Here is a 23629-nt window from a genome sequence, read left to right as displayed (position 1 = left end):
ACATTAAACACTCAGCCATCACTCAACCCAAGAAGAGCGCGTAAGTAGAGCATATGAATTTACTCGACATTAGAAATTTATCCATTGAGTTAGATACCCCCAATGGCCGTGTATTGGCAGTAGATAGAGTAAGTTTATCAATTAAAGAGGGTGAAGTACGCGGCTTAGTGGGTGAGTCTGGCTCAGGAAAATCACTATTAGCGCAAGCCATTATCGGAGTTTTAGAAGATAAATGGCATGTTCATGCTGACCGATTTCACTGGCGTGGTATCGATTTATTGAGACTAACAATAGATGAACGTCGCGCATTATTATGTCGTGATATAGCGATGATATTCCAAGAGCCAATGAGCTGCTTAGACCCAACCACTTTAATTGGCGAGCAATTAAGTGAAGCCATTGATAGCAAACAATTATCCGGTTATTTTTGGCAACGCAAAAAACAACGTAAAGAGGCGGTTATAAAATTACTGCATAAAGTAGGTATTAAGAAACATAGTCAATGCATTAGTAGTTATCCTCATCAGCTCACCGAGGCAATTTGTCAACGCGTTATGATAGCAATCGCTTTGGCAGGTCGCCCCATACTACTGATTGCCGATGAGCCAACAGCCACGATGGAAAGTACTAATCAGGGACAAATTTACCGGTTATTAGCCAACTTAAACCAACTAAAAAACATGTCTATTTTATTGATCAGCCATGATTTAGAAAACCTTACTCACTGGACCAGCACGATCACGGTAATGTATAGCGGTCAATTTGTTGAAGCAGGCACCACTGAGCAAATATTTAATAAGCCAATGCACCCTTATACACGGGCTTTAGTAGATAGTAGTACCAAAGCTAACCTGCAATTACCGACTAAATCGCGCTTAATGACCCTACCCGGTAGTATTCCTATTTTACAACATTTACCTATCGGCTGTCGGTTAGGTCCTCGATGTCCAAGGGCTCAGCAAACTTGTGTATCGGCGCCAAAGGTCAGCAATTTTCATGGTCATAAGGTAAGTTGTCACTTCCCGATTCTGCATGAATCTCCAAGAAAAGAATCAAAAAAGCATAAAGCGGTAAAACACAAAACTGTTAAAGGAAACAACTAAGATGAGTGTTTTATTGGATGTAAAAGACATAACGAAATCGTTCAAGCTTAAAGGACATTGGTATCATAAACGAAAGTTTAATGCCCTAGCACCGATATCTTTTGCCATAGAAGCAAAAAAGACCCTAGCGATTGTTGGGGAAACAGGCTCTGGTAAGTCAACCTTAGCGAAGATCTTAGTCGGAGCAGAAAAACCGACTAGCGGTAAAATATACCTCAATGGGCAGTTATTACAAAACCAACGCTTTAAAGAGAGATGCCAACATATCAGGATGATATTTCAAGACTCTGGCACCACCTTAAACCCCAGTTTAACCATACAAGAGTTACTCGATGAACCCCTAACACTAAATACCGATTTAGATGAAAAACAGCGACGTCAGCTCATACGTACCACATTACAAAAGGTTGGCCTACTTGGCGATCATATGAATTTTTATCCTCATATGTTTTCCGGTGGACAAAAACAACGAATATCCCTCGCTCGGGCAATTATATTACAGCCACAGGTTATCATTCTAGATGAAGCCTTAGCGGCACTAGATCCCTCTCTGCGCTCACAAATGATTAACTTATTACTCGATTTGCAGCAACAGATGGGCTTAGCGTACATTTTGATTTCCCACAACTTAGGCATTGTTCGTCATTTCAGTGACGATGTTATGGTGATGTCGCATGGCGAGGTGGTTGAGTCAGGAAAAACTCTTGAGGTAATGCGTAATCCACAGCATAAAGTAACGCAAAAGCTGATGATGAGCCAAAACTTCCAAATAAAGTAAACAATTTGAATAGAGTGATAGTGAGAGAGAAAATACTTAACTACGCTTTTCTAGTTCCAGCCTTACCTGATCCAACATTGCTTTAAGCATTAAGTTTAATCAAAAATACGCAACAAAAAAGCCAATAGCAGAAACTGCTATTGGCTTTTTTACTCACCGAAAGTCACCTTAACTCACATTTTAAATAATGGCGACTAACAATATTAGCTATTAATAAGCTGATACCTGCTCGGTTAGTTGTTTACGGGTAATTTCAGCATCAACTTTTAACGAATTAACAAAGCTTTGATAAGCCGACTGTGCTAATTGAGATGTTTGTTGTTGCGCTAAATTAGGGTTAGCTGCCGACTCACGGACATCTACTGCCGTTACTTCAACTAAGGCAAGGTCACCATTACTTAAGGCAACCGTTGACGCTGAAATACCACCATTCACAGGGTGAGGTAAAACAAACGCAGCGCGACTGATACTTTGGTCAATTTCAGGACTATAACGAGCAACTTTGGCTTTACTAACAAAGCTGGTATTCAATGCTGTTAATTGAGCCGTAATATCGGTACCGGCATTAAAGTCAGCTAATAAAGCATCAACGGTTTGTTGCGCTTGCTCAGTGGCTTTTTGATTAACTAAAATATCTTTAATTTGTGCTTCCACTTCCATTAAAGGCTTAACATTAGCTGCTTGAAAAGTATTGAGACGTAATACCAAGGCAACATCATCATTCACTTCAATAAGGTCTGAGTTCATATTGTCTTGTAAAACAATATCTGAAAAAGCAGCTTCAATAACTTTAGCTTGATCAAAAGGAACACTATTACCACTGCTCAATAACCATGGCGATGTTTGTATAACAACATTGACCTCACTAGCTGCATCTTCCAGACTATCCGGAAATTCAAAGCTAATTCGCGCCATTTCTTGCTGTAAGGCAAAGAATTTATCTTGTGCAAGCTCATTACCTAGTTTAATACGTAAGTCAGCTTGTACATCTTCGAAACTTTGAATAGCTTCGGCTTTATAGTCAGTTAATTTCAACACATGATAACCAAAGCTAGTGATAACTAGTTGACTATAGTCACCAATATTAGCCAATGCTAACGCAGCGTCATCAAAACTTTCTTCCATCACACCTGACTCTAGCCAATCTAAATCACCACCATTTTCACCACTAAAAGTATCGTTAGAAACTTCTTTAGCTAGTGCGGCAAAGTCTTCACCTTGCTCAAGACGAGTTAATACTGCTTGTGCTTGAGTTTTTGCCGCCTCATCTTCTGCATTACCATCGGTAAATTCAATCAAGATATGAGAAATACGACGCTGCTCAGTTTCAGTAAAGCTAGCTAAGTTTTCTTGGTAGTACTTAGTTAACTCTGCATCAGTAACATTAATGCCTTTAGCAATATCAGTAACATTTAGACTGATATAATCAACTTTAACCTGCTTTTTATTTTCAAAACGCGCTTGATTAGCTAGATAGTAATTATTTATTTCTTCATCCGTTAACTCAACTTTCGCTTTGAACTGTTCTGCTGAGATTGTAGCGAAGCGAATATCTCGCGTTTGGTTTTGTAAAGCCAGTTGCAATTTTTCTTGGTAAGGTAAATTAAACTCGGTGGCAACTAGTGCTTGGCTTAATTGACGACGCGTCATTTCAACACGTAAATAATCACGAAAATTTGATGATTGAAAGAAGCCTGCTTGGTTAATAATCGCTAAGTAACGATTATTATCAAAAACACCGTCAACTTGAAATTCAGGCATCTTACGAATAGTTTCTTTTAAACGAGCATCGGAAACTCGAATAGCAAGCGCTTCGCTATTTTGATCTATTAACTTTTCATTAATTAGGTTATCTAGAACACCTTGGCGAAAGTTAGCCATGTAATTTGCATCATTTGATAAGGTATCAAACATTTCACCAAACTGTTGCGCCATGCGGCTACGTTGTGCTTGATAAGCTTTATTAAATGCTTGTTGACTGATAGCTTCACCATTAACGGTAGCTACAGAGGTATCAACAGAATTAGTATAACTGCCAACACCTGCGACAGCGAAGGTTAGGATAATCAAACCAAGAATAATTTTGGCAGTCAATCCCTGCGATTTTTCACGAATATCTTCTAACATTTCTTTCTCTTTTTTTATGCCTAAAAAAACTAGGCTTAGGTATATTTATAACAAGTAAATTAATTGATATAAATTAAAGTTGCTCGCGATTTTAACAGATGATAAGCATTGCTAGAAGCACAACTTTGGTAAAATGCAAATTTATTATTCTTTCAATTAGTATATTTTTATTTTTGCCTAGGATAAAAGCAAAAAACCACCTAAAAAGGTGGTTTCTAATACGCGGTATAACTTAGTCTAGTTTAGTGACTAATTATGCGTTACATGCGTCTTTTAATGCTTTACCAGCTTTGAAAGATGGGATTTTAGCAGCTGCGATTTGGATAGTAGCACCCGTTTGTGGGTTGCGACCAGTACGTGCAGCACGGTCACGTACAGAGAATGTACCAAAACCAACAAGAGCAACTTGCTCGCCATCTTTTAATTCATCAGTTACAGCGCCAATAAATGAATCTAATGCACGACCCGCAGCAGCTTTTGAAATGTCTGCACCAGCAGCAATTTTCTCGATTAGTTGAGATTTATTCACAGTGTATACCCCTTCAATTGTTATTATACAACGCTATCCTTTCTATAAATGCAGTCAATTGAAATATGATTTCTCTTGATGCCTTGAAGCGTTGAGTGTAGAAAATATTTTGCTCTCTAGTTCCTTAAAGTCCATCTATATACATAGAGAATAAGGGGTCTAGCGATATAAGCGTTGTTAACTTACCATAGTTTCAGCGTTTGCAAAGCGAAAATTACGTTTTTTTGCGATTTTTTTAACTTTTCAGACCTTTTTTGATGTAAATCATCAAAAAAGGCCAAGCTTTGAACAAGTTACTTTTCAACTTTCCATTGTTCTACAGGGTGCTCAAGTGCTAGAGCAAGTACTTCATCTATCCATTTAACTGGGTGAATGGACAATTCAGCTTTAACATTTTCTGGGATTTCTTGTAAATCACGTTCATTTTCATGGGGGATAATCACTGTTTTTATGCCGCCACGATGTGCCGCAAGTAACTTCTCTTTTAATCCACCAATCGCAAGCACTTCACCACGTAAGGTTATTTCACCTGTCATAGCAACGTCGGCTTTTACCGGATTACCGGTAAGGCTTGAGACTAACGCGGTACACATACCGACACCGGCACTAGGACCATCTTTTGGTGTTGCTCCTTCAGGAACATGAACATGGATATCGCGTTTTTCGTAAAAGTTTTCGTTGATTCGAAGTTTCTCGGTACGACTTCGCACCACAGTCATAGCCGCTTGAATTGACTCTTGCATAACATCACCTAATGAGCCGGTATATGTCAGTTTACCTTTACCTGGTACAGAGGCTGTTTCTATAGTAAGTAGCTCTCCACCAACTTGTGTCCACGCTAAACCGGTAACCAAACCGACACGATTTTCCGTATCTGCTTTACCATAATCAAAGCGTTGTACGCCTAAAAACTCATTTAGATTATCTTGGTTAATGGTGACTTTCTTTAACTTTTTATCCAGTAAAATAGCCTTTACCGCTTTACGGCATAGTTTCGAAATTTCACGTTCTAAACTACGCACACCCGCTTCACGGGTGTAATAACGAATGATGCCAACAATAGCACTATCATCAATGTCTATTTCTTTAGCGTTCAAGCCATTTCGCTCAATTTGTTTGTTGAGCAAATGATTTTTAGCAATATTAAGTTTTTCATCTTCGGTATAGCCCGACAAACGAATAACTTCCATACGGTCTAACAATGGACCAGGAATATCCATACTATTTGATGTCGCCACAAACATGACATCAGATAAGTCATAATCTACTTCTAAATAGTGATCATTAAAAGTGGTATTTTGCTCTGGATCTAACACTTCAAGTAAAGCAGAGGCTGGGTCGCCACGCATATCAGAAGCCATTTTATCGATTTCATCCAATAAGAATAGCGGGTTTTTAACACCTACTTTTGATATTTTCTGGATTAACTTACCCGGTAGCGAGCCAATATAAGTACGGCGATGACCACGAATTTCAGCTTCATCACGAACGCCACCTAATGCCATACGAACATATTTTCGTCCGGTAGCTTTAGCAATAGACTGACCTAGCGAGGTTTTACCAACACCAGGAGGACCAACTAAACAAAGAATGGGTCCTTTTAATTGGCTTACTCTTTGTTGTACGGCTAAATACTCTAAAATGCGCTCTTTAACCTTATCTAAACCAAAATGGTCTTTGTCTAACACTTCCTGAGCTAAGGTAAGGTTACGCTTTAATTTACTGCGTTTTTTCCACGGCACGTTTATCATGCAATCGATATAGCTGCGCACAACAGTTGCCTCTGCCGACATGGGCGACATCATTTTAAGCTTTTGATATTCAGCAAGAGTCTTGTCTTTCGCTTCTTTTGGCATTTGTGCTTCTTCTATGCGCTTAGCCATTTGCTCAAGCTCATCTGGAGCATCATCACCTTCATTAAGCTCTTTTTGAATGGCTTTCATTTGCTCATTCAAATAATAATCACGCTGACTTTTTTCCATTTGCTTTTTAACACGGGTACGAATTTTCTTTTCAACTTGCAGTAAGTCGATCTCGCCTTCCATTAATGCCATCAAATGTTCTAAACGCAGATTAACATCAATAATTTCTAAAACTTTTTGCTTATCAGCCAACTTCAATGGCATATGAGCGGCCATAGTATCGGCAAGCTGCTCAGCGTCATCAATGCCTGATACCGAAGTGAGTACTTCCGGTGGAATTTTCTTGTTAAGTTTTACATAACCTTCAAATTGAGAAATAGCTGAGCGGATCAATACCTCAATATCATCACCTAGGTCGGTTTTTGGCTCAACATATTCAATTTCTGCACTAAAGTACTCTTCAGTCTCAACGAACTTATTTATTTTTGCTCGTTGTGCACCTTCCACCAATACTTTAACAGTACCATCGGGTAGCTTTAACATTTGTAAAATGGTGGCAACTGTGCCCGTGCTGTACACATCCTCAGCTTGAGGGTCATCAATAGCGGCATCTTTTTGCGCAACAAGAAATACTTGCTTATCGTTTTCCATGGCTAAATCTAAACAACGAATAGACTTTTCACGACCGACAAAAAGGGGGATAACCATTTGCGGGTAAACAACAACATCTCTTAAGGCTAAAACGGGGATCTCAACGACACCAGATAATTCTTTACTCATTGGCTACTCTTCTCGGGAATTGTTTTAATTGATAGAAAATTAATAAATAAAATAAAGCTATAGAAACTATATGGGGCTAGGCTGTTAACTTTCAACAATAGATAAAAAATAAAGCGCCAAAGCCTATATTTATTATTGCTAAGATCAAAAAAGCCTCAAGCAGTAAGTAATTATTATTAATAATTACTTACTGCTTGAGGCTAATAGTTTTTACCTAGTGATATAACCGTGTTACAAATTACTCAGAAGCAGCTTTATCTTGCTTACTGTCATAAATAACAATCGGCTTACTCTCACCTTTAATGGTATTTTCATCAACGACAATTTTACTGACATTTTCCATTGAAGGTAATTCATACATGGTATCAAGTAAAACCGCTTCTACAATAGAGCGTAAACCACGAGCACCGGTCTTCCTGTCCATTGCTTTACGAGCAATAGCATGCAAAGCATCAGTTCTGAACTCTAGCTCAACGTCTTCCATATCAAATAATGCAGAAAACTGCTTCGTCAGGGCATTTTTAGGCTCTTGCAATATTTGAATAAGTGCTTCTTCATCCAGTTCAGTTAATGTTGCTAAAACCGGTAAACGACCAATAAACTCTGGAATTAAACCATATTTAACTAAATCTTGTGGCTCAACTTCCGCTAAATGATCGGTTAATGATTTCTGTTGATCTTTACCACGGACTTCCGCGCCAAAACCAATGCCAGTACCCGTATGATTACGTTGCTCAACAACTTTATCTAAACCTGAAAAGGCTCCACCACAAATAAATAGAATTTTAGAAGTATCTACTTGTAAAAATTCTTGTTGTGGATGTTTACGACCACCTTGAGGCGGTACTGAAGCGACAGTGCCTTCAATAAGCTTTAATAACGCTTGTTGTACACCTTCACCTGAAACATCACGGGTAATTGAAGGGTTATCAGATTTACGAGAAATCTTATCAATCTCATCAATGTAAACAATACCACGTTCAGCTTTCTCGACGTCGTAATCACATTTTTGTAATAGCTTTTGAATGATGTTCTCTACATCTTCACCAACATAACCAGCTTCGGTTAGCGTAGTTGCATCTGCCATAGTAAATGGCACATCAAGTAAACGGGCAAGGGTTTGTGCTAATAACGTTTTACCACTCCCTGTTGGCCCAATAAGTAAGATGTTACTTTTACCCAGTTCAACACCGTTGTGGTTATCACCTTTACGTAGACGTTTATAGTGATTATAAACGGCAACCGCTAATACTTTTTTCGCGTGATCCTGACCAATAACATAGTCATCAAGCTTTTCCCGGATTTCGATAGGAGAAGGTAATGCTTCTTTACTTTCTTTTGGCGAAATTTCAGAAATTTCTTCGCGAATAATGTCATTACACAGTTCTACACATTCATCACAAACAAAGACTGATGGACCAGCAATTAATTTACGTACTTCATGTTGGCTTTTGCCACAAAATGAGCAGTAAAGTAATTTACCATTATCGCCACCACTTTTAATATCGGTCATGCCCTACCTCTAAACTTTTAATACCAATAAATCCATTTAATTCTCAATCTACACCGCTAAGTATACACCGAATTCCTATTTATCGTTACGTTGTTCTAATATGGAGTCAACTAATCCATATTCAACTGCTGCTTCTGCACTTAAGAAATTATCTCTGTCTGTATCTTGAGAAACTTTCTCTAGCGTTTGACCGGTATGCTCAGCCATTAAACCGTTAAGTTTATCTTTTATAAATAATATTTCTTTCGCATGAATTTCAAAATCAGATGCTTGGCCTTGGAAACCACCAAGCGGCTGATGAATCATTACTCGTGCATTTGGTAAACAATAGCGTTTGCCTTTTTCACCACCTGATAATAAAAACGCACCCATACTTGCCGCTTGGCCAATACAAACTGTGCTGATATTAGGTTTAATAAATTTCATCGTGTCATAAATTGCCATACCTGCGGTTACTGAACCACCAGGTGAATTTATGTAGAGAAAAATATCTTTATCTGGACTCTCTGACTCCAAATATAATAACTGCGCAATAATCAAGTTAGCCATATGATCTTCAACTTGACCACAAAGGAAGATTACACGCTCTTTTAACAGCCTTGAGTAGATATCATATGAACGCTCACCTTTAGGGGTTTGCTCAACAACCATAGGTACTAACGCGCTTTCAATACCTGTTGCACTGCTTTGTGATGAAACCGGAGATGAACTTTGTGATGTAATTTGAGAACCAATTTGAGAGTTAAACAAGAGTATACCTTCCCTTAATAAATAAAAATGGCCTGTATGTTGCCATACAAGCCATTAAATTTAAGCGATTGCTGAGTCTATTGTCAATGCAAAATTAACTTTAAAGACGATAAACTTCAGCTTTACTTAAAATTACTTCGCTTCTGGGTTCATTATGTCGTTGAAGCTAGCTTTTTTATCCGAAACGTTAGCTTTTTCAACTAAAATCTCAACCGCTTGTTCTTCTAATGCAACATTTTGCATCTGTTGCATAAGCTCTTTATTGTTAGCGTAGTATTCAACAACTTCTTTAGGATCTTCATAAGCAGAAGCCGCAGACGCAATTAATTCATTAACTTTAGTTTCATCAACTTTAAGTTCATTGACTTTAATTACTTCACCTAAAAGTAAACCGATTTTAACACGACGTTCAGCTTGTTCAGTAAACATTTCAGCTGGAAGTTGTGGCAAGTTCTTAGGGTCCATTTGGCCTTTGAAACGTTGCATCGCTTGTTGACGTAAAACATCCACTTCTTGAGTAACAAGTGCTGAAGGTAAGTCAACCGCATGTCCAGCTAATAAGCCATCAAGAACTTGTGTTTTAACTTTAGCTTTAACCGCTTGTGTTAGTTCACGTGCCATGTTTTTGCTTACTTCAGCACGTAAAGCTTCAACGCCACCTTCTTCAATACCGAAAAGCTTTGCAAACTCTTCATTGATTTCTGGCAGTTCAGGACCTTCAGTTTTATGAACAACGATATCAAACTCAGCTTCTTTACCTTTTAGGTTTTCAGCATGGTAATCTTCAGGGAAAGTTACCTTGATAGTTTTTTCGTCACCAGCTTTCATGCCAGTTACTTCTTTCTCAAAACCAGGGATCATACGACCAGCGCCTAGTTCTAATTCAAAACCTTCAGCTTTACCACCGTCAAAGTCTTCACCGTCGACACGACCAGTGAAATCAAGTGTTAACTTATCGCCTTTTTTAGTTTTGCGTTTGTTTTCTTTCCATGTTTGGTGTTGCTTTTGTAGCGTAACAAACATTTCATCTAAATCAGCATCAGTCACGTCTACTTGTGGACGTTCAATAGCGATTTTATCTAAATCTTTTAGTTCAACTTCAGGATACACTTCAAAAGTTGCTTCAAATTCTAGTGCTTTGCCATCTTCATTGCTTTTAGCAACAAATGAAGGACGACCGGCAGGATTGATTTTTTCTGCAACAATAGCATCAACAAAGTTACGCTGCATAAGCTCACCAGCAACTTCTTGACGTACTGATTTACCATAGCGCTTCTGAATTACTGATGCTGGCACTTTACCCGGACGGAAACCGTCAATACGCTGTGTTTTACTAATTTGACGAAGACGATTCTTAACTTCTACATCTACTTTCTCAGCAGGAACAGAAATAGTCAGACGACGTTCCAAACCTTGTGTAGTCTCAACTGAAACTTGCATTTAAATACCTCAAAAATTAGCGTACTACGCTTTTTACGCACCAATTAATAGCCAACACATTTGATAAAACTTACCAAATTTGTGACAAAATGATGCCCTGTTACAAAAATATGACGCCAAATTATAGCGAGGCAAAAAAAAAGTTGCAAGGTGTAAGTTTTAACCTATGTATAAATTGTCAATAATTCAGTACTATTGACTATCATTTGTGCAAAGTTTGACTTTTGCCATAAGGGTAATTTTATCGATGAAAGATCTTAGCCATTTCATAGTAATACCATTTACATTAAGTTTGTGATCTTGTTGTGAGTAGGGAAAATAAATCAGGGCAAGGCGCTTGATTGAGCAATAGCTGGCTATTGGGATTGAGAGCAACGCCACCTTGGAGTATTTTAACCAACACAAGTGGGCAATAATTTATGGAATTGGTATAAATAGAAAGCAGAGCACAGTCGCGCTCAGGATAAGGATTTAGGTATAACAAGTAGGTGTACAACAACTTTTTAGCTTCCGCTATAAATAACAAAACAAGTAGAATTATAAATTTTAAGCAGGCTAGGCAGTATTGAATATTAAATTGAGGATTTTCAGAATGACAAAGAGAGAATAAAGTGGTCGGTGATGCAAGATTCGAACTTGCGACCCCTTGGACCCAAACCAAGTGCGCTACCAAGCTGCGCTAATCACCGATTTATGCTGTTTCAACAAGTAATAAATCACCTCGTTTCAACGGATGCGGATATTACCGAGTTGCTTAGCCTCAGTCAAACCTTTTTTATAAAAAAAATGCCGTTCGGTCGTTTTTAACACAAGTCGTTGAATTGTTCAGCTAGCGACTGTGATTTACTCGCTTATTTGACCTGATTTTCAACTAAAATCATTTCCACTTTATATAAAAAACATTTAGCTTATTAAGTTAACTTAAGCCAAGATTATTAATGTTCTTATTAGTAGGGAAACAATGGAGGTACCTCTTCCTTACGCCTAGTGTGATATTTAATTAAGTTGTCTGTGTAATGACTCAGTATTGTCTATTAAATAAATATGTCACCTTTACTCATTCTTAATTTCACAAAAACGCTCTGATCTATATATCAGCTGACTATTGTATACAATACTAACAATGCCAATAGAAATTAACTCATTTATGTAACGCTACTTATCTTGAGGTAATGTTAAGTAAAGTAAACCTACAATACGGGTGTAGTTTGTGGCAAAATAACCGTGTTTTTTTATTACTTAAACCAAGGCTAATAGTAGAGTTATGACAGCATCATTGATCGATGGCAAAGTAATTGCCAAACAACTTAGAGATTCAGTTAAAGAAAAAGTTAGCTTACGTATTAGTAAAGGCCTAAGAGCACCTGGTTTAGCCGTGATTCTTGTTGGTTGTGATGCTGCGTCACAGGTTTATGTTGGTAGTAAACGTAAAGCCTGTGAAGAAGTTGGTTTTGTTTCCCGCTCTTATGACTTACCTATAACAACGTCAGAGCAAGAATTACTAGCCTTAGTAAGTGAATTAAATAACGATGATTCTATTGATGGAATTTTAGTGCAACTTCCTTTACCTGCAACATTAAATTCTGATTTAATTATCGAGCACATCAATCCACTTAAAGATGTTGACGGCTTTCATCCATCTAATGTCGGTAAATTAGTATTAAGACAACCTGGCCTAAGACCCTGCACACCAAAAGGCATCATCAGCTTAATTGAATCTACTGGTATCGACCCTAGAGGTCTAGATGCACTTGTTGTTGGCGCCTCAAACATTGTCGGTCGACCTATGGGCTTAGAGCTTTTACTAGCCAAGTGCACGGTAACAACAGCGCATCGCTTTACCAAAGACTTAGAAGGTAAAGTACGAAACGCAGACCTTATTGTGGTAGCCGTTGGCAAACCTGGCTTTATCCCTGGTGAATGGATTAAAGAAGGCGCGATAGTGATAGATGTAGGTATTAACCGCCTAGATAACGGTAAATTAGTGGGTGATGTTGAATTTAATGTTGCTAAAGAAAAAGCCGCATTTATCACACCAGTGCCTGGTGGCGTTGGCCCAATGACAGTAGCCAGCTTAATTGAGAATACTTTGATTGCATGTGAACAAGCGACTCAATAATAACTCGCTTTAAAGCCTAAAAAATAAAGCGTACTTATTAAACACTTAGACTTAAGCTTAGAGATAAAAAAGGGTGAACACCTTTCAGTGTTCACCCTTTTTGTTACTTAATAATTACTTAATGCATAATATTCGTAGCTTAGTGCAGTATGTATCAACACTAAAGTTCTTTTAAGCTTTACGCCATGTTGTTTTACCGGCGCTATCTTCTAACACAATATTCATCGCATTAAGTTTGTCACGAGCGTCATCTGCAAGTGCCCAATCTTTATCAATCCGTGCTTGATTGCGTTGGACAATAAGTGCCTCAATTTCAGCCACTTCGTCATTATCATTGTCACCTTGCAAGAAAGCGGCAGGGTCAAGCTGTAATAAACCAACAATATCACCAAGAGCAACTAATGTTGCCGCCAATTCGCCAGCTAAGGCTTCATTATTGGCAGCTTTAGCAACATTCAACTCTTTCGATATTTCAAAAAACACTGCTAATGCTTGTGGGGTGTTAAAGTCATCATCCATTGCTTGGCAAAATTGCTTAACAAAACTTAAATCTTTATCTAACACATGATTACTTGGGATATTTACATCACGTAGCGAAGTGTAAATTCGCTCTACTGACGATCTCGCTTGCGTTAAGTTATCGGTGGAATAATTTAATTGACTGCGATAATGCCCTGTCGTTAAGAAAAATCGTACCGTTTCGGCATCATATTGAGTTAATACATCACGTATAGTGAAAAAATTACCTAATGACTTAGACATTTTTTCTTGATCGACCTGCACCATACCTGTGTGAATCCAATAATTTACGTAGGGTGTATCAAGGGCACAACAACTTTGCGCAATTTCATTTTCATGATGAGGAAAAGTTAAATCAGAGCCGCCGCCATGAATATCAAAATGATGACCAAGCTCTTTCGCGTTCATCGCCGAACATTCAATATGCCAACCAGGACGACCCTCTCCCCAAGGAGATGACCAACTAGGCTCCCCAGATTTAGCCGATTTCCATAAGACGAAATCAAGCGGGTTATGTTTATACTGATCAACTTCTACGCGTGAACCCGATTGTAATTGCTCAAGGTTTTGGCCACTTAGTTTGCCGTAATCCGCATAACTAGAGACATCAAACAAGACATCACCCTGCCCGGTAGATTTAACGTTAGCACCGGCAACATAAGCATGCTCCTTCGCCACTAAGGTTTCAATCATAGTAATGATTTCGTCCATATGCGTGGTTACTCTCGGTTCCAAGTCCGGTCGAACCATATTGAGGGCATCAAAGTCTTGATGCATTGCGGCAATGGTACGCTCAGTTAATGCTTCAGGTGATTCATTATTTTCATGGGCACGATTAATAATCTTGTCTTCAACATCGGTGATGTTGCGCACATAATTCACCTCATACCCAGAAAATCGTAAGTAACGGGCAATATTATCAAAGCTAATGTAGGTGCGACCGTGACCAATATGGCATAAGTCATAAACTGTGCAACCACAAACATATAAGCCTACTTTACCTGGATTAATTGGTGTAAAGGTTTCTTTTTGACGACTTAAGGTGTTGTAAATCTGCAACATGATATTTTATGACTCCTACTGAGTATTTTCATTTGATTAGGCTGTAGATTGTACCTGAACAAATCTAAAGGATCACCAAGACTAATGCACTTTATAGCAAGTTAGCGTACAATTGCCGCAATTAATTTATCAGAACAATTCATCAGAACTAAACAAGAGACAATTATGATCATATTAAAAACAAGCCTTGGCGATATTAAAATTGAATTAGACTTCGATAACGCACCTGTTTCAGCAAAAAACTTCCAACAATATGTTGAAGAAGGTCACTACAATGGCACGATTTTTCACCGTGTAATTAAAGGTTTTATGGCACAAGGTGGCGGTTTTGCTCCTGGTTTAGAAGAAAAAGAATCTCGCGCTAGTATCAAAAATGAAGCAAATAACGGTGTAAGTAATAAACGTGGTACTTTAGCTATGGCACGTACTCAAGAGCCACATTCAGCATCAGCACAGTTTTTTATCAATTTGTCAGATAATGACTTTTTAGATTTCACCGCTGAAAATGTACAAGGCTGGGGTTACTGTGTATTTGGTGAAGTTGTCGAAGGCATGGATATCGTCGATAAAATGGCTTTAGTTGAAACAGGCACTTATCATGGTCACGGCGACGTACCAAAAGATGACATTTTGATTGAATCAGCAATTGTTGAATAAGTTTAGCCGCAAACAATGATTAACAAAACTAAATCAGCAATAACGTATTTTATTGCTGATTTGCATTTATGCGAAAACAGGCCAGATATAACGGCCTGTTTTTTACGCTTTTTAAAAGATGATGCCATTGAGGCCGAAAAGCTATATATCCTTGGCGACTTATTTGAAGCTTGGGTTGGCGATGATGATGATAGCCCTTACCTTAAAACCATTGCCGATGCGCTAACTAAGCTAAGTCAAATAGGCACAAAAATTTATTTTATACACGGTAATAGAGATTTTCTGCTAGGTAAGTCTTACGCTAAAAAAGCAAAAATGCAGCTACTGCCTGAAATCGAGACTATCGAGCTTTATGGTCAAACTGTGGTCATTATGCATGGCGACACCTTATGTACGCGAGACATTAATTACCAGGTATTTAGAAAAAAATCTCGGTCTTGGTGGTGGCAAACAGCCGTTAAAAGTCTGCCATTATTTATCCGTAAAAAAATGGCGGCAAATTATAGAAAACAAAGTGCTGCTGCTACGGCAGTGAAATCGCAAGAAATTATGGATGTCACCGAAAGTGAAGTGGTTACATGCCTTGAGCAATACCAAAGCCAATTATTAATTCATGGTCATACACACAGACCGGCAGTACATGAAATAATGGCGAATGGTGAAAATGCTCAACGCATAGTATTAGGTGATTGGTACGAACAAGGTGCTTGGCTAAAAGTCACACCTGAATCTATTGAATTGCTCAATCACCCTTTAGTTTAGTAACCCTTCCCAGAAGTACTATTATCTTATCGCTTTAACTCTCTCAATCAATATGTAGTTAAAGCGAAAACCGCTAAAGCGTTACCAATAACTTAAACTGGCGTGCCAGAGTGAAATTTAAAGTCTTCATCTGGGCTAGAAATAAGTTCAGCTTCTACCTTAGCAAAATAAGCAATACGCTCGCTAATATCTATCCCCTCACCGGCAACTTGTGCTGCTAAAGCTAAATAGTCTTGATAATGACGTGCTTCTGAGCGTAATAAAGACACATAAAACTTATTCAACTCATCATCTAAATGCGGCGCTAATTTCGCGAAACGTTCACACGAACGTGCCTCAATGTAAGCACCAATAATCAATTTATCAATTAACGCATTTGGCTCATAAGTTGTCACATGTTTGAGCATACCTTTGGCGTAACGTCCGGCAGTAAGACCATCAAAAGGAATATCCCGTTTAACCATAATCTCTAATACTTGATAAAAATGATGCAACTCTTCTCTAATTAACAGTACCATTTTATCAATAAGATCTTGGCTATAAGCTGGCTTACCTTGAGAGCTACTAATTTTGGGTAAAAGACCCTTAGATAGCTTATTTTTCTTGGCAAGTGATCCTAAATCACCTCGCTTTCGATATAAAAAGTCTTCATAAGGTTCAAACCATTCCAGTAAGATCTTATGACTGGCTTTATCAATAGCATATTTTCGAATGAGAAACATAGCGGTTTGCCCGGCTTTAAGCTCACAGGCAAGATGATCTCGCAGAATGATCGGTAAATTTACTTTTTTCTTCGCTTCATCTATCCAAGCATCAGGTGTTTCACATGATAGAAATTTTAATATCGGTGTTAATAGTTGCTCTACTTCAGTCATCTGTTCTCTCAGCTCTATATAACTAGGCAGTTCATTTATGCCAGTCCCCCTATTTTAAAAGTCTATTTCTTGAGATACTAGCAAAATCTGTTTTTTAGCTTACATAGATTAAATTTATGCCTTCTATAATAAAAAAAAAGCTTAGCAATAAAAATTCCGCTCAGAAACTTATTAAAAAACACGATAAGTTGGTGCATAGCGAACATATGAAAGTAAGCTCCCATGTGCAGCGAGAGTGTGATGATTGGATAGTCAACACCCTGATATTAGATAATATAGATGTGCCCTTTAAATACAAACGTAAAAAGCTTTATAAATGCTTGCAAGGACAAAGAGTCAATTTAACTTATTACCCTGAAACTGAGGTTGTCGCCGGATTTGATATAGAAGTAATGTCAATTGTACGTATAAAAATCAGTTAGCACTCACTCAAATCAAATTATTTTCGTTATCGCAAAAAAGTATTAAAAGCTATTTCCATAGAGCTTTATTGTTTATTTTTACAGCAACACTTGACGAATCATCTTATATCTTTCATAAATAAAGAAGTAATAATAAGAGTACTGATGGCTTAATTATTTGTTGTTGTTTATTTTGACTAAAAAGTACTTTCCGAATATTTACGTGCGAGAGGAATGATTATGATACTAAACCACATATGGGGCTTATACACTCACCCTAAAGAAGAATGGCATGTTATTGAAAAGCGCCACGAAAGCTTAAGTTATAGCTTGATGCATATTTTAACCATAGCCTTGATTCCAGCGATATGCTGTTTTTATGCTACGGCCTACATTGGTTGGACAATTGGCGTAGGTGATCCAATAAGAATAAGCGTAGAAAGCGCTAAAATAATGGCTGTGAGCATGTATTTCGCTTTAATTTCTGGCGTTTTCGCCTTAGCTTATTTAATTCAGTGGATGGCGAAAACTTTTGACTCTAAACCAGATTATGTTCAAGCACTTGAACTTGCAGCATATACAGCAACACCATTACTTATGGTAGGTATTACTGCTTTATTCCCAGTACTATGGTTTGTCGCACTAGCCGGTCTGGCAGCTGTAGTATATTCAATATATTTATTATATTCCGGCGTTCCTATTATGATGAATATTCCGGAAGAAAAAGGCTTTATCTACTCCAGCTCAGTGGTAACTTGCGGTTTAGTTTTATTGGTTGCCTTAATGGGGCTTACCGCAATGATGTGGACCATGGGATTTGGTCCTGAATTCGTCTCTTAGCTTACATTAAGCTAGACAACTCAGAGCGACATTAAAAAGCCTTATCTCTATTACAGAGATAAGGCTTTTTTACTGCGTATTATTAAAGCAGCTGATTCTTAACAGTGAGAAAGAGTAAAAAGTTACTCTGCACCTTCATTATGCATATCAATTATCGAGTCAGCATTTTTATCTGATGTTTCTTTACTGGTATTATTGCGTAACGCATCTAACCTTTCTAAATAAGCCTGATCAATATCATTGGTCACATAATTACCATCAAATACTGAAGTGTCAAAAGACTTTATTTCTGGGTTACCCGCGCCAACAGCAGCAATTAAATCACCAATAGATTGATAAATCAGCTTATCTGCACCAATTAAATTACAGATATCGTCTAATTCACGACCATGAGCAATGAGTTCATTAGCACTTGGCATATCTATACCATAAACATTTGGAAATCTAACTTCAGGAGCAGCAGAAGCAAAGTAAACTTTCTTGGCTCCAGCAGCGCGTGCCATTTCAACTATTTGTTCTGAAGTTGTGCCTCGAACAATAGAATCATCTACCAGTAGAACATTTTTGCCTTTAAATTCAGTGGTAATAGCATTTAACTTTTGACGAACAGATTTTTTACGTTGTTCTTGACCAGGCATAATAAAGGTACGGCCAATATAACGGTTTTTAACAAAACCTTGACGGTATGGTAAGTCAAGATGATGAGCTATTTGTAGCGCTATATCGCAAGACGTTTCAGGGATAGGAATAACAACATCTATATCAAGATCTTGCCATTCGTCTGCAATTTTCTCACCAAGCTTAGTGCCCATTTCCACTCGTGATGCATAGACAGACATTTTATCCATGGTGGAGTCAGGTCGAGCAAAATAAACAAACTCAAAAATACATGGGCTATAAACTGGATTTTCAGCACATTGCTGGCTGTGGATTTGGCCATTTTCAGCAAAGAATATTGTTTCACCCGGGGCAACATCACGAACAAAATCAAAAGAGCAAGCATCCAGAGCAACTGACTCAGAGGCAACCATATACTCAACGCCCAACTCAGTTTCTCGTTTACCAAAAACTAAAGGTCGAATGCCATTCGGGTCCCGAAAAGCAACCATACCATGGCCAACAATTAAAGCGACCGTAGCATAGGCGCCACGAACTCGTTTATGAAGCTTAGCTACTGCAGTAAAGACATCATCAGGGGTAAGTGAAATATTTTCACTTTGCTGTAATTCATGGGCAAAGATGTTTAATAAAACCTCAGAGTCTGAAGTAGTATTAACGTGGCGACGAGCATCATTAAATAACCAGGTTCTTAATTCTTCAGCATTGGTTAAGTTACCATTATGCGCTAATGATATGCCAAAAGGAGAGTTTGCATAAAAAGGTTGTGCTTCTGAAGAGCTTGAAGTGCCCGCAGTCGGATAACGAATATGACCAATACCTATATTACCTTGTAAACGATGCATATGGCGGGTATGAAAAACATCTTTTACTAAGCCATTGCCTTTACGAAGTCTGAACTTATTATTATGAATAGTTACAATACCTGCGGCATCTTGACCACGATGCTGAAGTACAGTTAATCCGTCATATAACAACTGACTAACTGAGGTTTTACCGACTATACCAACAATGCCACACATAAATTTTTCTCCACAAAAAAATTAATTACAATATTAATATGCGCTAAGCATTGTGCTTAGCATGATGTGAACCATCATATAAATATTGAGTTATAGAATATTGAAATAATACCCTATAAATTACAGTATACGGAGTGACTCCGCATGAGCTTAGCCATTGCTAGCAACAACTAAGTTAAAAAACTTGATGAACCTTTAAGGTACTCAAAAAACCACTCTACCACTAAGGTAAATTCAGGGATTAATTGTGAGCTTTGCCACCACTGTGTTGTGGCCGCACCGGTAAAAGCATCAACAAAAAATAACAGTGCACTGATGATAAGTACGCCACGAAGTGCGCCAAAAACTAGGCCTAATATACGGTCCGTGCCTGAAAGACCGGTTTTACTGACCAGTTGCCCAATAAGGTAATTAACTAAAGCACCAAGTACTAAGGTTGTTATGAAGAGAATGGCAACGGCTGCAGCATTACGCAAGAATTGATCAGAAATGTTGGTTAACAGATTAGCAAGGTTGGCATAAAAAGTACTGGCGATGAAAAAGGCACTGATCCAAATCACTAAAGATACTGCTTCTTTTACAAAGCCCCGTATCAAACTAACTAGTGTTGATATGCCTATAATGGCCAAAATGGCGTAATCTATCCAAACCATAACTTGAGTGTCTCGTTGAGTTTCTCTAAATTAGAGGCGCGCATTCTATCAGAATTAGCCAATTAATGCCTAACCTTTTATAAAATGTCTGTTATTTACTTGGTTTAAAATACGCTACTTTTCCTTGGATACCGGTAAGCTTGTGCAGAGCGGGTAGCTTTTTAACCATAGCGGACTTTATCAACTCTGGTCCGATAATGACTTTAGTTAATGTACCCTGCTTGGTTTGGATTGGTTTGGTAAAAGCGATATAACCTTTAGCCTTTAATTTTTTTAATAACTGAGCAACATTATCTTTATTTTTAAAGCTACCTAAATGAATCACCCAAGCCTCTTTGGCGATAGCTTTTTCTGGTAATGTTTTATTTAACTGACTCTTTGATTTTACTGGCGGTTTAGCTACAGGTTTAGCTATTGATTTAGTAACGGCTACTTTATCTTTGACTTTACTTGACGGTTTCGTCGACTCTTCAATCGACTGAGCACGAACAAGCTCATCGATGGCTTCTTCATTAGAAATAGTTATAGGTTTTTGTCTTACTAATTTATCTTCTGGAAAGGGTTTGTTAGTTAATTTCCCTGTGAACACTTCTGCCTTTGGAATAGCTTCAAAATCTGCTTGGTGTGACTGTTTTTCGCCATCAAGTACATCAGGTAGGAAAATGATAACCACGGCGGCAACAATAATAGTACCGACCAGACGATTTTGAAACGGTGTAGACAAGAGACACTCCTAATTAATACAACTTAAACTATTCGGAAAAACTGTTAGTCAAAATGAATACCGCAAAGTTAATACGTCTAAGCTAAAATGGCAAATATAATATGGCCTAACTAACAGTTAATTAGCTGAGATCTGATTTGAGCAACGGTAAAAAATGAGCCAAAAACAAGAATCAAGTCAGACGAACTCGCCTGCATGTTCGCCATTTTAAATGCCTGGTCGACATTGTCAAAACAATTAGTCGCATTAGTAAACATTGCCAACTTCTTTTGCATGGTTTCTTTGCTGGCAGCCCTTGGTACATCAAGTGCTCCTGCATACCAATAATCAACATCATCTTTGAGTGATAACAAACTTGCGCTGATGTCTTTATCTCCCAGCATAGCCACTACAGCATAAATATTTTCATAGCTAGCTTGCTCTTTTAAACGTTTAAGGTGATCCGCTAAGTATCGAGTCGCTTGCGGATTATGACCAACATCAAGAATAACATCACAATGGTTTGCTTGATGTATTAACTCTGTTCGCCCAGGGACTTTAGTTATTGAAATAATTTTATTGACAAACTCAGAGCTAAGAGCAATATCGAGTTTCTCTAACACCATTAACGCGGTCGCCACGTTATCTTGGGGAATAAAAGGTGTTTTTAGCTGGGTTAGCTGGGTTTTCTTAGATTGCCACTGCCAATGCAATTGGCTATGAGAATGGGACTTTTCACTTTTAACCACAAACTCGTGTTCGCGTAAAAATAAGTTTTCACCATGAATGGCCTGTAACGAATGAGCATGGGCTAGAACCGACTTAGGCACACTGGTATCACCAATAACAATGTATTGCTCTTGTCGCATGATACCGGCTTTTTCAAAGCCAATGCTTTCTCTATCATTACCTAGAAAATTTTGGTGATCGAGATCTATGGTCGTGATCACAGCGATATCGGCATCAATAAGGTTAGTTGCATCCAAGCGACCACCTAGACCTACTTCAAGTATGATATAGCTCGGCTTAGCGTCCATTAACACCAGCAATGCTGCTAACGTTGTATATTCATAGTAACTAAGAGAAATCTCAGCACGGACAGCTTCAATTTGTTTAAAAGCATCCATTAACGGCTGATCGGCAATATCTTGCTTATTTATCCGCAGGCGCTCATTAAAACGCTCAATATGGGGAGAGGAATAAACAGCAATGCCATCTTGCGAGCCATGATTTTTGGCGTTAAGTAAGGCATTTTCGATAAAAGCACAGGTGGTACCTTTACCATTTGTGCCAGCAACGGTAATAACCTTAGCAAAGCTTAAGTCAATGGCTAAACGCTGGGCAACTTTGCCGATCCGAGCTAAACCAAGGTCTATCTCAGTACTATGTAGGTTTTCTAAATAATAAAGCCACTGTTCAAGATTGGTGAAATCTTGATAGTGGCTTGAATTTGATTTTAACATTTATGCTATCAACAACTGATTTGAGTTAAATAGACAATAATTACTATTGGCTTATTCTGCTTTAGCAACTACGCTAACCTGGCCCATAAACTTACCTAGCATTCTAGCTATAGTTGTTTTCATTTCACGGCGATCAATGATCATATCAATTGCGCCTCTTTCTAATAAAAACTCACTACGTTGGAAACCTTCAGGTAACTTCTCTCTAACGGTTTGCTCAATAACACGTGGACCGGCAAAACCAATAAGTGCTTTAGGCTCAGCAACATTAATGTCACCTAGCATAGCCAAACTTGCTGATACACCGCCCATTGTAGGATCGGTTAATACTGACACGTAAGGAAGGCCTTTCTCGCTCATTTTCGCTAAAGCGGCACTGGTTTTTGCCATTTGCATTAAAGAGAACAGCGCTTCTTGCATACGGGCTCCACCACTGGCAGAGAAACAGATAAATGGTACATTATGCTCTAAACAGTACTCAACACCTTTAACAAAGCGAGCTCCTACTACAGAAGCCATTGAGCCGCCTAAAAATCCAAATTCGAATGCAGCTGCAACAACAGGCATACCATATAGCTCACCTTTCATGACAATCAGCGCATCTTTCTCACCGGTATTTTTTCTAGCGGCAGTTAAACGGTCTTTATATCGCTTAGAGTCTTTAAACTTTAAGATATCTTGAGCTTCAAACTCTTCACCTAATTCCATGCGGTTATCTTTGTCAAGAAAGCTATCAATACGTTTACGTGCACTGATACGCATATGGTGATCACATTTAGGGCATACTGAGATTTGACGCTCTAATTCAGCTTTATAAAGCACGGCATTACATGAAGAACATTTACTCCATACACCCTCTGGAATATTACTTTTTTGTGTCGTTTTTGCTTTCGGGAGAATTCTTTCTATCCAGCTCATAATTTTATTTTTGCCTGTTGCAACGAAATATCTGTCGGTTTATTGATGGAAATACCCCACCAAACTCTAGTTTAAAGTTATACGAATTATAAACCGAACATTAGACCATACTATACCCCATAGAATATAGAAAAA

The 23629-nt window shown here is 38.2% G+C and carries 20 protein-coding genes and 1 tRNA gene; 7 read left to right on the top strand and 14 right to left on the bottom strand.

Features of this window, described 5'->3' with window-relative positions; translation table 11 throughout:
- The first annotated feature begins 53 nt into the window (after nt 1-53).
- Together HRT50_RS00585 and HRT50_RS00580 are read left to right on the top strand one after the other, a co-directional pair.
- On the top strand, nt 54-1103 hold the full coding sequence (locus HRT50_RS00585; RefSeq protein ID WP_291610258.1) for an oligopeptide/dipeptide ABC transporter ATP-binding protein: 1050 nt from the start codon (nt 54-56) through the stop codon (nt 1101-1103).
- A 1-nt stretch (nt 1104) separates the two neighbouring features.
- Nucleotides 1105-1881, top strand: coding sequence for an ATP-binding cassette domain-containing protein (locus tag HRT50_RS00580; protein ID WP_291610256.1), 777 nt, complete (start codon nt 1105-1107; stop codon nt 1879-1881).
- Between the two features lie 210 nt (nt 1882-2091).
- Here HRT50_RS00580 and HRT50_RS00575 read toward each other — a convergent pair whose 3' ends face one another.
- From HRT50_RS00575 to HRT50_RS00545, 7 genes are all read right to left on the bottom strand, one after another.
- A complete protein-coding gene (locus tag HRT50_RS00575) occupies nt 2092-4008 on the bottom strand; it encodes a SurA N-terminal domain-containing protein (protein WP_291610254.1) in 1917 nt (638 codons plus the stop codon).
- 253 nt (nt 4009-4261) lie between these two features.
- Nucleotides 4262-4537, bottom strand: a complete 276-nt coding sequence (gene hupB, locus HRT50_RS00570) for a nucleoid-associated protein HU-beta (protein ID WP_033081291.1) — start codon at nt 4535-4537, stop codon at nt 4262-4264.
- Between the two features lie 293 nt (nt 4538-4830).
- Nucleotides 4831-7179, bottom strand: coding sequence for an endopeptidase La (lon, locus tag HRT50_RS00565; RefSeq protein WP_291610245.1), 2349 nt, complete (start codon nt 7177-7179; stop codon nt 4831-4833).
- A 238-nt stretch (nt 7180-7417) separates the two neighbouring features.
- Entirely contained in the window at nt 7418-8692 is a 1275-nt protein-coding gene (gene clpX / locus HRT50_RS00560; RefSeq protein WP_291610243.1) for an ATP-dependent protease ATP-binding subunit ClpX, read from the bottom strand.
- A gap of 75 nt (nt 8693-8767) precedes the next feature.
- Nucleotides 8768-9415: an ATP-dependent Clp endopeptidase proteolytic subunit ClpP gene (gene clpP / locus HRT50_RS00555; protein WP_291610293.1), complete on the bottom strand. Its 648-nt coding sequence runs from the start codon at nt 9413-9415 to the stop codon at nt 8768-8770.
- Between the two features lie 159 nt (nt 9416-9574).
- Nucleotides 9575-10882, bottom strand: coding sequence for a trigger factor (tig, locus tag HRT50_RS00550; RefSeq protein ID WP_291610241.1), 1308 nt, complete (start codon nt 10880-10882; stop codon nt 9575-9577).
- 612 nt (nt 10883-11494) lie between these two features.
- Nucleotides 11495-11571 (bottom strand) — tRNA-Pro (locus tag HRT50_RS00545).
- Nucleotides 11572-12146: 575 nt separating this feature from the next.
- On the opposite strand from HRT50_RS00545, the gene folD reads away from it, so the two are divergent.
- Nucleotides 12147-13001, top strand: a complete 855-nt coding sequence (gene folD / locus HRT50_RS00540; protein WP_291610240.1) for a bifunctional methylenetetrahydrofolate dehydrogenase/methenyltetrahydrofolate cyclohydrolase FolD — start codon at nt 12147-12149, stop codon at nt 12999-13001.
- A 171-nt stretch (nt 13002-13172) separates the two neighbouring features.
- On the opposite strand, the gene cysS is transcribed toward folD, so the two are convergent.
- Nucleotides 13173-14582: a cysteine--tRNA ligase gene (gene cysS / locus HRT50_RS00535; protein ID WP_291610238.1), complete on the bottom strand. Its 1410-nt coding sequence runs from the start codon at nt 14580-14582 to the stop codon at nt 13173-13175.
- Between the two features lie 165 nt (nt 14583-14747).
- Between cysS and HRT50_RS00530 the strand changes: the two genes are divergently transcribed.
- Nucleotides 14748-15239, top strand: a complete 492-nt coding sequence (locus HRT50_RS00530; protein ID WP_291610236.1) for a peptidylprolyl isomerase — start codon at nt 14748-14750, stop codon at nt 15237-15239.
- A 15-nt stretch (nt 15240-15254) separates the two neighbouring features.
- On the top strand, nt 15255-16001 hold the full coding sequence (locus tag HRT50_RS00525; protein WP_291610234.1) for a UDP-2,3-diacylglucosamine diphosphatase: 747 nt from the start codon (nt 15255-15257) through the stop codon (nt 15999-16001).
- A 92-nt stretch (nt 16002-16093) separates the two neighbouring features.
- On the opposite strand, the gene HRT50_RS00520 is transcribed toward HRT50_RS00525, so the two are convergent.
- On the bottom strand, nt 16094-16876 hold the full coding sequence (locus HRT50_RS00520; protein ID WP_291610232.1) for a tRNA isopentenyl-2-thiomethyl-A-37 hydroxylase MiaE: 783 nt from the start codon (nt 16874-16876) through the stop codon (nt 16094-16096).
- Nucleotides 16877-16992: 116 nt separating this feature from the next.
- On the opposite strand from HRT50_RS00520, the gene HRT50_RS00515 reads away from it, so the two are divergent.
- A complete protein-coding gene (locus HRT50_RS00515) occupies nt 16993-17298 on the top strand; it encodes a hypothetical protein (RefSeq protein WP_291610230.1) in 306 nt (101 codons plus the stop codon).
- Between the two features lie 219 nt (nt 17299-17517).
- On the top strand, nt 17518-18117 hold the full coding sequence (locus HRT50_RS00510; protein WP_291610228.1) for a Yip1 family protein: 600 nt from the start codon (nt 17518-17520) through the stop codon (nt 18115-18117).
- Nucleotides 18118-18239: 122 nt separating this feature from the next.
- Here HRT50_RS00510 and purF read toward each other — a convergent pair whose 3' ends face one another.
- The 5 genes from purF to accD form a co-directional block, all read right to left on the bottom strand.
- Nucleotides 18240-19757 carry an amidophosphoribosyltransferase gene (gene purF, locus HRT50_RS00505; RefSeq protein WP_291610226.1) on the bottom strand — a complete coding sequence of 506 codons (1518 nt, stop codon included), beginning with the start codon at nt 19755-19757 and terminating at the stop codon, nt 18240-18242.
- A 170-nt stretch (nt 19758-19927) separates the two neighbouring features.
- Nucleotides 19928-20410, bottom strand: coding sequence for a CvpA family protein (locus HRT50_RS00500; protein WP_291610224.1), 483 nt, complete (start codon nt 20408-20410; stop codon nt 19928-19930).
- 91 nt (nt 20411-20501) lie between these two features.
- Entirely contained in the window at nt 20502-21134 is a 633-nt protein-coding gene (locus HRT50_RS00495; protein ID WP_291610222.1) for an SPOR domain-containing protein, read from the bottom strand.
- A gap of 110 nt (nt 21135-21244) precedes the next feature.
- Nucleotides 21245-22576 (bottom strand): bifunctional tetrahydrofolate synthase/dihydrofolate synthase, encoded by a 1332-nt coding sequence (folC, locus tag HRT50_RS00490; protein ID WP_291610220.1) that lies wholly within the window; start codon nt 22574-22576, stop codon nt 21245-21247.
- A 51-nt stretch (nt 22577-22627) separates the two neighbouring features.
- A complete protein-coding gene (gene accD / locus HRT50_RS00485) occupies nt 22628-23494 on the bottom strand; it encodes an acetyl-CoA carboxylase, carboxyltransferase subunit beta (protein WP_291610218.1) in 867 nt (288 codons plus the stop codon).
- Nucleotides 23495-23629: the final 135 nt, after the last annotated feature.

The organism is Colwellia sp. (assembly GCF_013215345.1).
In the GTDB taxonomy this organism is placed as follows: Bacteria; Pseudomonadota; Gammaproteobacteria; order Enterobacterales; family Alteromonadaceae; genus Colwellia.
Note: the sequence above shows the minus strand (reverse complement) of the source record. Positions and strands in the feature narration are given on the sequence as shown.